The organism is Xenorhabdus griffiniae (assembly GCF_015163655.1).
In the GTDB taxonomy this organism is placed as follows: domain Bacteria; phylum Pseudomonadota; class Gammaproteobacteria; order Enterobacterales; family Enterobacteriaceae; genus Xenorhabdus; species Xenorhabdus griffiniae.
Window position 1 is genome coordinate 1 of the sequence record NZ_JADEUF010000130.1, and the last position, 10,080, is coordinate 10,080.

General features: G+C 41.8%; 8 protein-coding genes. 6 read left to right on the forward strand and 2 right to left on the reverse strand.

Annotation, left to right across the window (positions count from 1 at the left end):
• Window positions 1-507 precede the first annotated feature (507 nt).
• The 6 genes from IQ211_RS16315 (at window position 508) to oppF (ending at window position 7,845) form a co-directional block, all read left to right on the forward strand.
• Window positions 508-2,148, forward strand: coding sequence for an ABC transporter substrate-binding protein (locus tag IQ211_RS16315; RefSeq protein ID WP_189758958.1), 1,641 nt, complete (start codon window positions 508-510; stop codon window positions 2,146-2,148).
• 122 nt (window positions 2,149-2,270) lie between these two features.
• The gene (oppA, locus tag IQ211_RS16320; RefSeq protein WP_189758959.1) at window positions 2,271-3,914 is read left to right on the forward strand and encodes an oligopeptide ABC transporter substrate-binding protein OppA; all 1,644 of its coding nucleotides are present in this window, start codon (window positions 2,271-2,273) and stop codon (window positions 3,912-3,914) included.
• An 81-nt stretch (window positions 3,915-3,995) separates the two neighbouring features.
• The gene (gene oppB / locus IQ211_RS16325) at window positions 3,996-4,916 is read left to right on the forward strand and encodes an oligopeptide ABC transporter permease OppB (protein WP_189758960.1); all 921 of its coding nucleotides are present in this window, start codon (window positions 3,996-3,998) and stop codon (window positions 4,914-4,916) included.
• 14 nt (window positions 4,917-4,930) lie between these two features.
• Window positions 4,931-5,839, forward strand: a complete 909-nt coding sequence (gene oppC, locus IQ211_RS16330) for an oligopeptide ABC transporter permease OppC (protein ID WP_189758961.1) — start codon at window positions 4,931-4,933, stop codon at window positions 5,837-5,839.
• A gap of 9 nt (window positions 5,840-5,848) precedes the next feature.
• Window positions 5,849-6,847 carry an ABC transporter ATP-binding protein gene (gene oppD, locus IQ211_RS16335; RefSeq protein WP_189758962.1) on the forward strand — a complete coding sequence of 333 codons (999 nt, stop codon included), beginning with the start codon at window positions 5,849-5,851 and terminating at the stop codon, window positions 6,845-6,847.
• On the forward strand, window positions 6,844-7,845 hold the full coding sequence (gene oppF, locus IQ211_RS16340) for a murein tripeptide/oligopeptide ABC transporter ATP binding protein OppF (RefSeq protein ID WP_189758963.1): 1,002 nt from the start codon (window positions 6,844-6,846) through the stop codon (window positions 7,843-7,845). The genes oppD and oppF overlap by 4 nt, the downstream gene beginning before the upstream one ends.
• An 83-nt stretch (window positions 7,846-7,928) precedes the next feature.
• On the opposite strand, the gene IQ211_RS16345 is transcribed toward oppF, so the two are convergent.
• Both IQ211_RS16345 and cls read right to left on the reverse strand, forming a co-directional pair.
• On the reverse strand, window positions 7,929-8,258 hold the full coding sequence (locus IQ211_RS16345) for an HI1450 family dsDNA-mimic protein (protein WP_189758967.1): 330 nt from the start codon (window positions 8,256-8,258) through the stop codon (window positions 7,929-7,931).
• A gap of 150 nt (window positions 8,259-8,408) precedes the next feature.
• The gene (cls, locus tag IQ211_RS16350; RefSeq protein ID WP_189758964.1) at window positions 8,409-9,869 is read right to left on the reverse strand and encodes a cardiolipin synthase; all 1,461 of its coding nucleotides are present in this window, start codon (window positions 9,867-9,869) and stop codon (window positions 8,409-8,411) included.
• Between the last annotated feature and the right edge of the window lie 211 nt (window positions 9,870-10,080).

Below are 10,080 nucleotides of genomic sequence, written 5' to 3' on the forward strand. Positions count from 1 at the left end.
CAAGCGTTTCGCAAATTCGTAGACATGCTTTTTATCTTCTTTTTCTAAATAGGTTTTCATAATACTGAGAGTATCAGATGTTGGCGTTCCTTACCCCGCGCGCCGCGCGGGGTAAGGAATACTCCTATCATTTTGAAACGCTATTTAGCTAATTGGTGGCTTGCATCGTTGTTTTGTGATGAAGATGGACTTTTACACTGTGGTGATTGCATTTTGTTAAAATAATGTTTATTTTCTCTTTTGATCATATTCCACGAATATCGCATGGAGATAACAGAATAAAACCTATTATTATCACCATGTTACATTAGTTATGTAAATGTATTGTATACAAGGGTAACGAATGATATTAATGTTTTAATAAATTTATTATAAAAAACAAATAACAATTATTATGTGGACATCGTTTTTTAGTAGGTTAATTACCCTTTGTTAACGAGATAAGTAAATTATTGGAGTTAGTAGATTAAAAACGATTCATTTACTGTTTATAACTTGGAGTAAAATATGAGAAAAAAAACATCAAAGTTAGGTCAGTTGGTTTCGAGTATCGTTTTATTATCTTTTCTCGCAGCACAGAGCATTGCTGCAACTGTTCCAGCAGGCGTTACCCTGGCTGAAAAACAAGAAATAACCGTTAACAATGGTGTCGAAGTCACTTCATTGGATCCTCATAAAGTTGAAGGTGCTCCAGAAACCATCATTATCCGCAATCTGTTGGAGGGGCTGGTAACGACCGGGCCACATGGTGAAACTGTGCCTGGCGTAGCAGAAAGATGGGAAAATGACGGTTATAAGGTATGGACATTCTATTTGCGTCATGACGCCAAATGGAGTGATGGTAAGCCTGTGACTGCGCAGGATTTTGTCTATAGTTGGCGCCGGATCGCTGATCCAAATACTGGCTCACCTTATACCAGTTATTTGCAATATGCCTATATTCAAAACGTTGACGATATTCTGAAAGGAATCAAATCACCGGAACAATTGGGAGTTAAGGCGTTAGATGATTACCGTTTCCAGGTAACACTCAGCCAGCCAGTTCCTTATCTGATTGACATGTTAAGCCATACCGCGATGAAACCTATCAGGCAAGATGTGGTTGAAAAATGGGGGAATAAATGGACATCACCGGAAAACTATATTGGCAATGGTGCTTATACATTGAAGGATTGGGTGGTCAATGAGCGAATTGTTTTAATGCGTAATCCTCAGTATTGGAACAATAAAGAAACCCTCATTGAGAAAGGCACTTTCCTGCCTATTGTCTCTGAAGTTAGCAGTGTTAACCGCTACCGTAGCGGGGAAGTGGATGTTACTGATAATGCTATTCCTCCTGATCTATACCAAAAAATGAAACGGGATATCCCCGAACAATTGCAAATTTCACCTTATTTGTGCACGTTTTACTACGAAATCAATAATCAGAACCCTCTGTTTAAAGATAAACGGGTGCGTGAAGCCATAAAACTGAGTCTTGATCGCGATATCATTACGGAAAAAATTATGGCGCAGGGGCAAATTCCGGCTTATGGATATACTCCCACATATATTGGCGGCGGTTTGACTATTAATCCAGAATGGGCAAGTTGGACCCAGGAACAGCGCAATCAGCGGGCAAGGGAATTGTTGAAAGAGGCAGGTTTTGATGCCAGTCACCCCCTTAAGTTTACTTTGTTATACAACACATCAGAGCAAAATAAACAACAAGCCATCGCTGCGGCTTCTATGTGGCAGAAAAATATTGGCGCAAAAGTCACCTTGCAAAATCAAGAGTGGAAAACTTCTCTCCAGAACCGCCACCAAGGAAATTACGATGTCGCAAGAGCGACATGGTGTGGCGATTATAACGAACCCTCTTCTTTCTTGAATATGTTGCTGTCAACTAGCAGTAACAATACTGGTTTTTATCAAAGTGAGACTTTTGATAACTTGCTTAAGCAGGCCCTGATTGCCAAAGATGATGCGACACGTAAGGAGTTTTATCAGCAAGCCGAAGCTCAGCTGGATAAAGATTCAGGGCTGATACCGGTTTATTACCGCGTCAGTGTGCGCCTCATTCGCCCGACCGTTGGGGGGATGACAGGAAAAGATCCCATGGATTATGTCGATCTAAAGAATTTGTATATTAAAAAGGTGAATAACTAATTATTGTCACAAGATATTGTTTTACTGTAAACAAAATAGTTCCTTTTGGATACGGAAAATAACCAACCCAATGCGTGGATATGACTTTAATGGGTCAAATGATATCAATTGGAGAGAATAAGATGATAAACACAACAAAGAAAAGACTGGCTACAGGCATTACGGTAGCGTTAGGCATGATGATTGGGTGGCCAGCCTTTGCAGCACAAGTGCCTGCAGGCGTGCAACTTGCGGACGCTGCAAAACAGGTGCTGGTTCGCAACAATAGCTCTGAACCACAATCGTTGGACCCGCATAAAATTGAAGGTGTACCAGAATCTAATATCGCGCGTGATCTATTTGAAACTCTGGTAATCAATGATCCTGACGGTAAAATTATACCGGGAGTTGCAGAAAGTTGGGAAAATAAGGATTTCAAAGTTTGGACTTTTCATCTGCGCAAAGATGCAAAGTGGTCTAATGGTGACCCTGTCACTGCACAGGATTTTGTTTACAGTTGGCGCCGTCTGGTAGATCCAAATACTGCGTCCCCATACGCAAGTTTTCTTCAATATGCCCATCTTCTCAATGTTGACGATATCATCAGAGGTAAACAAAAACCTGAAACGTTGGGTATCAAAGCATTGGATGATCATACGTTAGAATTGACACTCAGCGAACCTGTACCTTATTTAGTCAGATTGTTTGTTCATACAAGTACATCACCAGTCCATCGTGCAACTGTAGAGAAGTATGGTGAAAGATGGACGCAACCCCTGAACTTTGTTGGTAATGGTGCTTATAAACCGAAAAGTTGGGTGATCAATGAACGCCTTGTTTTAGAACGTAGTCCAACCTATTGGGATAATAAGAATACAGTTATTAATCAAATCACTGTCTTGCCTATTTCCTCCGAAGTCACCGATGTTAACCGCTATCGCGCTGGCGAAATTGAGATGACTTATAACAATTTACCGATAGAATTATTCTCAAAACTAAAAAAAGAAATTCCTGAACAGTTGCGTGTAAACCCGTATTTATGTACTTATTATTATGAAATCAATAACCAAAAACCACCACTTAACGATCCCCGAGTACGTACCGCACTGAAACTGGGTATAGATCAAGATCTTATGACTAACAAGGTGAAAAATCAGGGTGATATACCTGCCTATGGTTATACACCACCCTATATCGCCGATTTTAAAGATGAGAAACCAGACTGGTATACCAAATTAAATCAGCAGCAGCGTAATGAAGAAGCGAAAAAACTTTTGGCAGAGGCTGGATTTACTAAAGATAATCCCTTGAAAATTAAGCTACTGTACAATACTTCCGATTTGCATAAAAAGTTAGCTATTGCCGCTGCATCTGTGTGGAAAAAAAATATTGGTGTTGATGTTTCTCTTGAAAATCAGGAATGGAAAACTTTCCTTGACTCCCGCCATCAAGGTAACTATGACATTGCTCGTGCAGGATGGTGTGCTGATTATAACGAAGCTTCTACCTTCTTGAACCCCATGTTATCCAATAGTAGCAATAACACAGCCCATTATAAGAGCAAAGAATTTGATGCATTAATGAAACAATCACTTCAAGTCAAAACCGACGAAGAACGTGCTGAAATTTATGCTAAAGCTAATGCGCAATTGGATAAAGATTCTGCAATTATTCCTATCTATTATTATACAAATTCTCGTTTGCTAAAACCTTATGTCGGTGGTTATACCGGTAAAGATCCCTTAGATAACTTCCATACCAAAGATCTGTACATAATAAAACATTAGGAATTAGCCGGTGATCTCGTTGGATCACCGGCTTGTTAAATAATTAAAAGCCACAGTTTGGCTAAATAGTAGGAACGGGCAATGCTAAAATTTATTTTACGTCGCTGCTTAGAGGCGATCCCGACACTTTTTATACTTATTACTATTTCGTTTTTTATGATGCGGCTTGCGCCGGGTAGCCCATTTACAGGAGAAAGAAAGCTACCGCCAGAGGTTATGGCAAATATTGAAGCGAAATACCATTTAAATGATCCTATTTATAAGCAATATTTCAATTACCTAATCCAACTCTCTAAGGGGGATTTTGGTCCTTCATTCAAATATAAAGACTACAGTGTCAATGATCTGGTTGCAGAAGCTTTGCCGGTTTCTGCTAAATTGGGATTTGCCGCCTTTGTTATGGCGGTAGTATTCGGTGTCAGTGCTGGAGTCATTGCGGCATTGAACCAGAATACGAAATGGGATTACACGGTAATGGGGTTTGCCATGACAGGCGTCGTAATCCCCAGTTTCGTGGTCGCTCCCTTATTAGTTTTGATATTCGCCATTACACTAAAATGGTTGCCGGGAGGAGGCTGGAATGGCGGGGCACCTAAATATATGCTTTTGCCAATGGTCGCACTTTCTCTCTCTTATATTGCCAGCATATCCCGTATTACCCGTGGTTCCATGATAGAAGTTTTGCATTCCAACTTTATTCGTACTGCACGGGCCAAGGGTTTGCCATTGCGGAAGATTATTTTCCGTCATGCGTTAAAACCTGCCTTATTACCCGTTATCTCTTACATGGGGCCTGCATTCGTAGGCATCATTACGGGTTCAATGGTTATTGAGACTATTTTCGGTTTACCTGGCCTGGGACAATTATTTGTTAATGGTGCATTAAACCGTGATTACTCACTGGTACTGAGTTTGACGATCCTGGTGGGGAGCCTGACCATTATGTTTAATGCCATTGTTGATGTGCTATACGCCGTCATTGATCCGAAAATTCGTTATTAAAACTGGAGCACGCAATGTTACTGAATAAAAAAAATAGCGAAGCTCTGGAAAATTTTTCTGAGCAACTGGAAATTGAGGGCCGCAGTTTGTGGCAGGATGCACGTCGCCGTTTTGTGCATAACAAGGCGGCGATTACAAGCTTATGTATTCTATTCTTGATTATATTATTTGTGATCTTAGCTCCAATGTTGTCCCAATTTGCTTACGATGACACTGATTGGAACATGATGACGATGCCGCCGGATTTTGAATCCAAACACTATTTTGGCACCGATTCTTCAGGGCGTGATCTGTTAGTGCGCGTTGCCATTGGTGGGCGGATTTCATTGATGGTCGGGATTGCCGCCGCTTTGATTGCCGTGTTATTTGGTACTTTATATGGTGCGATGTCAGGCTATCTTGGCGGTAAAATTGACATGGTCATGATGCGCTTGCTGGAAATCCTCAACTCTTTTCCATTCATGTTCTTCGTTATCCTTCTGGTGACTTTCTTTGGTCAAAACATTTTGTTGATTTTCGTTGCAATAGGCATGGTGTCATGGCTGGACATGGCACGTATTGTCCGTGGTCAGACACTGAGTTTAAAACGCAAGGAATTCATCGAAGCAGCGTTGGTTTGTGGTGTTTCTACCCGCCATATCGTTTTGCGCCATATCGTGCCAAACGTATTAGGTGTTGTGGTGGTTTATGCCTCATTACTTGTACCTAGTATGATCCTGTTTGAATCCTTCTTAAGCTTCCTTGGCTTGGGAACTCAGGAACCACTCAGTAGTTGGGGCGCTTTGTTAAGTGATGGTGCTAATTCAATGGAAGTGGCTCCGTGGCTATTGTTATTTCCGGCGGGCTTTCTGGTAATGACCCTGTTTTGTTTTAACTTTATTGGTGACGGCCTGCGAGATGCCCTCGACCCGAAAGACCGTTAAGGAGAGCCTATGAATAGCGTTGAAACTTCGAAAAATGTTGAATCCCTCTTATCGGTAAGAGATCTGGATGTCGTATTCAGCACGCCAGATGGCAACGTGACTGCTGTAAATAAATTGAATTTTGATTTACAGGCCGGAGAAACACTGGGGATCGTGGGTGAATCTGGTTCTGGCAAATCGCAGACAGCATTTGCATTAATGGGGTTATTAGCCAGCAATGGTTCGGTCAGTGGCTCTGCCCACTTTAATGGGCGAGAAATTCTCAACCTGAAAGAAAAAGAGCTGAACCGAATGCGGGCAGAAGAGATCTCGATGATATTTCAAGATCCCATGACTTCCCTTAACCCTTATATGCGGGTGGGTGATCAATTAATTGAAGTATTGATGCTGCACAAACGTATGAGTAAAAGTGCGGCTTTTGAAGAATCTATCCGTATGCTGGATGCCGTTAAGATGCCAGAGGCACGTAAGCGCATGAAAATGTATCCGCATGAATTCTCTGGTGGTATGCGTCAACGCGTCATGATTGCTATGGCGTTATTATGCCAGCCTAAGTTATTAATTGCCGATGAACCGACAACGGCATTGGACGTAACCGTTCAGGCACAGATTATGACGTTGCTTAACGATCTGAAAAAAGAGTTTAACACTGCCATCATCATGATTACCCATGACTTGGGGGTGGTTGCTGGCATTTGTGACAAAGTATTAGTTATGTATGCCGGCAGAACAATGGAATATGGCACGGCGCGTGACGTATTTTATCGGCCGACCCATCCATACTCTATTGGGTTATTGAATGCTGTTCCTCGCCTGGACGGTGATGAGGAATCATTGGAAACGATTCAAGGCAATCCCCCCAATTTATTGCGTTTGCCAAAGGGATGCCCATTCCAGCCGCGTTGTCAGTTTGCCACAGAGCATTGTGTTCGTGAGGAACCACAGCTGGAAAAATTTGGCCATGGGCGCTTGCGTGCCTGCTTTAAACGCCAGGAGGAATTGGTATGAGCACAATAGCTGAAAAACGTGTCTTATTGGAAGTTGATGACCTTAAAGTTCATTTTGATATTAAAGATGGAAAACAGTGGTTTTGGCAGCCGGTAAAAACCTTAAAGGCGGTAGATGGCGTTACCTTAAGATTATATGAAGGTGAGACACTGGGTGTGGTAGGAGAATCTGGCTGCGGGAAATCGACACTTGCCAGAGCCGTCATTGGGTTAGTGAAAGCATCTGGCGGCACAGTCACCTGGCTTGGGCAAAATCTGCTGGATATGAGTGACAAACAATGGCGGGATATTCGCAATGATATTCAGATGATTTTTCAAGATCCTTTGGCATCGCTGAACCCACGTATGACCATTGGTGATATTATTGCAGAGCCATTAAAAACGTATTACCCCAAAATGAAAGGTGGGGAAATAAAAGAAAAAGTTCAAAAGATGATGATGCGGGTAGGATTGTTACCTAACCTGATAAACCGTTACCCACATGAATTCTCTGGGGGACAATGCCAGCGTATTGGCATTGCTCGCGCTTTAATTCTGGAGCCTAAATTAGTTATTTGCGATGAACCTGTTTCAGCGCTGGATGTTTCCATTCAGGCACAAGTCGTTAACTTGTTGCAGGAATTACAGCGGGAAATGGGACTTTCCCTGATATTTATTGCTCATGACCTATCGATAGTAAAACACATATCAGATCGTGTTTTGGTGATGTATTTGGGAAATGCTGTGGAATTAGGTACTTACGATGAAGTTTATCATAATCCATTGCATCCATATACCAGAGCGCTTATGTCGGCGGTGCCCATCCCTGATCCAGACAAAGAGCGCAACAAGCATATTGAATTGCTGGAGGGAGAACTGCCTTCACCGATTGATCCCCCGTCTGGATGTGTATTCCGCACTCGCTGTCCAATGGCTGATGCTGAATGTGCCAAGACCCGTCCGTTGCTTGAGGGAAGCTTTAAACATGCGGTGTCTTGCCTTAAGGTTGATCCACTCTAATCTGTTAGATTAGGTTATTGTGACACTGTCACGAAATTAAATTCAATGCCCTCACTGTGAGGGCATTTTGGCGGCGTGTCTGATTATTTTTTCCATAGGATATGGCAGATGGAGTGAGATCTTTCCCGACAGAGCAAGACACGGGCAAAGATGTCATCAATTTCAGCATCGTCTGATTCAGCCAGGCCAATAATGACTTCTGAAAAAAAGTCTGGATCCAAATCAAAATCAACATGTTCAAGCCAGATCCTTGAAGGTTCCACTAATTCAACACCACCTCGTTCTTCAAATTGCAAATTAAACAACAGGCTGTCAGCCGGATCGAGATGAGAAAGCGCTTGTTCCAAAAAGATGTCGTAAGCTTTTTCAAGCGCTTCATCTTCAGTCATTCGGTTATTTAAGTCTAATTGCATAGAATATTTCGGTTGGTTTTCCATGGTGCAAGGTCCGAGATTAATCACATGATGAAATTAAAACATGTTCTGTATTGAATGAATACTGTTATTCGTGGTGAAACGATTCGTATTAAAAAAGTGGCTGGTTAATTTATTTTCAGTCATGAATTATAAAAGCGGGCTGAAAAAGTAACAGATACGTTCAAGGATACGATGCCACACAGGACGTTTTTCCCATTTATTGTTTGCAAGCAAGGTTGAACGCATAATATAGTCTTGCTGAACCAGAGTTAAATCATTGCCAAAGTGTTCATCATCAATGACCACTGTAATTTCAAAATTCAGCCATAAGCTGCGCATATCCAAATTGACAGAACCGACCATACTGAGTTGTCCATCGACTAAAACACTTTTAGTGTGTAACAAGCCATCTTCAAATTGATAAATTTTCACACCGGCTTCCAGTAATTCAGAAAAAAACGCGCGACTGGCCCAACGAACAAGAAATGAATTATTTTGGCTTGGTACAATAATACTGACATCAACACCGCGCATAGCCGCGGTGCAAATCGCATGCATTAAATCATCGCTGGGAACAAAATATGGAGTAGTAAGAATAAGCTGTTTGCGGGCAGCAAAAATAGCAGTCATTAGGGATTGTTGGATCAATTCATCAGGGAACCCAGGCCCGGAAGCAATAACTTGGGCTATATGACCACTGGTTTGTTCGAAGGGCATGGTAACACTGTCAGGTGGCGGAGGGAGATGCCGCTGTCCTGTTTCCATTTCCCAGTCAAAAGCGTAGATGATCCCTAGTGTTGTCGTAACAGGGCCTTCCATTCTCACCATGATATCGACCCATTGACCGACCCCAGCATCTTGTTTAAAAAAACGGGGATCAACCATATTCATGCTGCCGGTGTATGAAATATGATTATCGATCAGGATAATTTTTCTATGCTGGCGTAAGTCCATACGACGTAAAAATAGACGAAAGATATTAACTTTGAGTGATTCAACAAATTCAATACCTGCCTTTCGCATAATATCAGGATAAGGGCTACGGAAAAATTGCCAGCTTCCCGCCGAATCTACCATAATTCGACATTTAATACCGCGTTTGGCTGCACGCATCAGAGCATCAGTGACCTGATCAACCAGCCCTCCAGATTGCCATATATAAAACACCATTTCGATATTGTATTTGGCGTTTTCAATATCATGAACAATCGCTTTTAGCGAGTTGTCGTAAGATGTCATTAATTGCATTTTATTACCTCTGACACCTTTGAGTTTTTGTCGACGTTCACACAGTTGGAACAGCGGAGTAGCGACTTCACTGTTTTCATCGGCAAAAATTTGCGGGGAATTTCTTAACTCGGCCAGCCACTTGGTTACAGATGAACGCATTTGTCTGGCTTGCTCAACCCTGCGTTTGCCAAGATGTAATTCGCCGAATGACAAGTAAGCAACGATTCCGACTAAGGGAAAAATGTAAATAATGAGTAACCACGTCATTGCTGATGTCACTGGACGACGTTTCATCAAAACTCGAATAGTGATACCAGCAATAATCAGCCAGTAGAAAAAAATCGCCAGCCAGCTCAGTACAGAGTAGAAAGTTGTCATATGTGGCAATCAATCCTATTTATTTAGATATTTAATGCAGTCATTGCCACAAGTTTCTAGAAATTCGGGCAAACTATCAACTTAATATCATTAATTGAATCAGGGCGGGATTCCACTTTGTATTTAATTTAATCAAAGATAAGCTGACTACGGAATTCTGCTGACCACGTTGCTCTTCGACGTTTAGCCACTTGACTATCTTTTATACTGG

Coding starts and splice junctions, on each gene's coding strand:
- oppA (WP_189758959.1), top strand. CDS start 2,271: ATGATAAACACAACAAAGAAAAGACTGGCTACAGGCATTACGGTAGCG.
- IQ211_RS16315 (WP_189758958.1), top strand. CDS start 508: ATGAGAAAAAAAACATCAAAGTTAGGTCAGTTGGTTTCGAGTATCGTT.
- cls (WP_189758964.1), bottom strand. CDS start 9,869: ATGACAACTTTCTACTCTGTACTGAGCTGGCTGGCGATTTTTTTCTAC.
- IQ211_RS16345 (WP_189758967.1), bottom strand. CDS start 8,258: ATGCAATTAGACTTAAATAACCGAATGACTGAAGATGAAGCGCTTGAA.
- oppC (WP_189758961.1), top strand. CDS start 4,931: ATGTTACTGAATAAAAAAAATAGCGAAGCTCTGGAAAATTTTTCTGAG.
- oppF (WP_189758963.1), top strand. CDS start 6,844: ATGAGCACAATAGCTGAAAAACGTGTCTTATTGGAAGTTGATGACCTT.
- oppD (WP_189758962.1), top strand. CDS start 5,849: ATGAATAGCGTTGAAACTTCGAAAAATGTTGAATCCCTCTTATCGGTA.
- oppB (WP_189758960.1), top strand. CDS start 3,996: ATGCTAAAATTTATTTTACGTCGCTGCTTAGAGGCGATCCCGACACTT.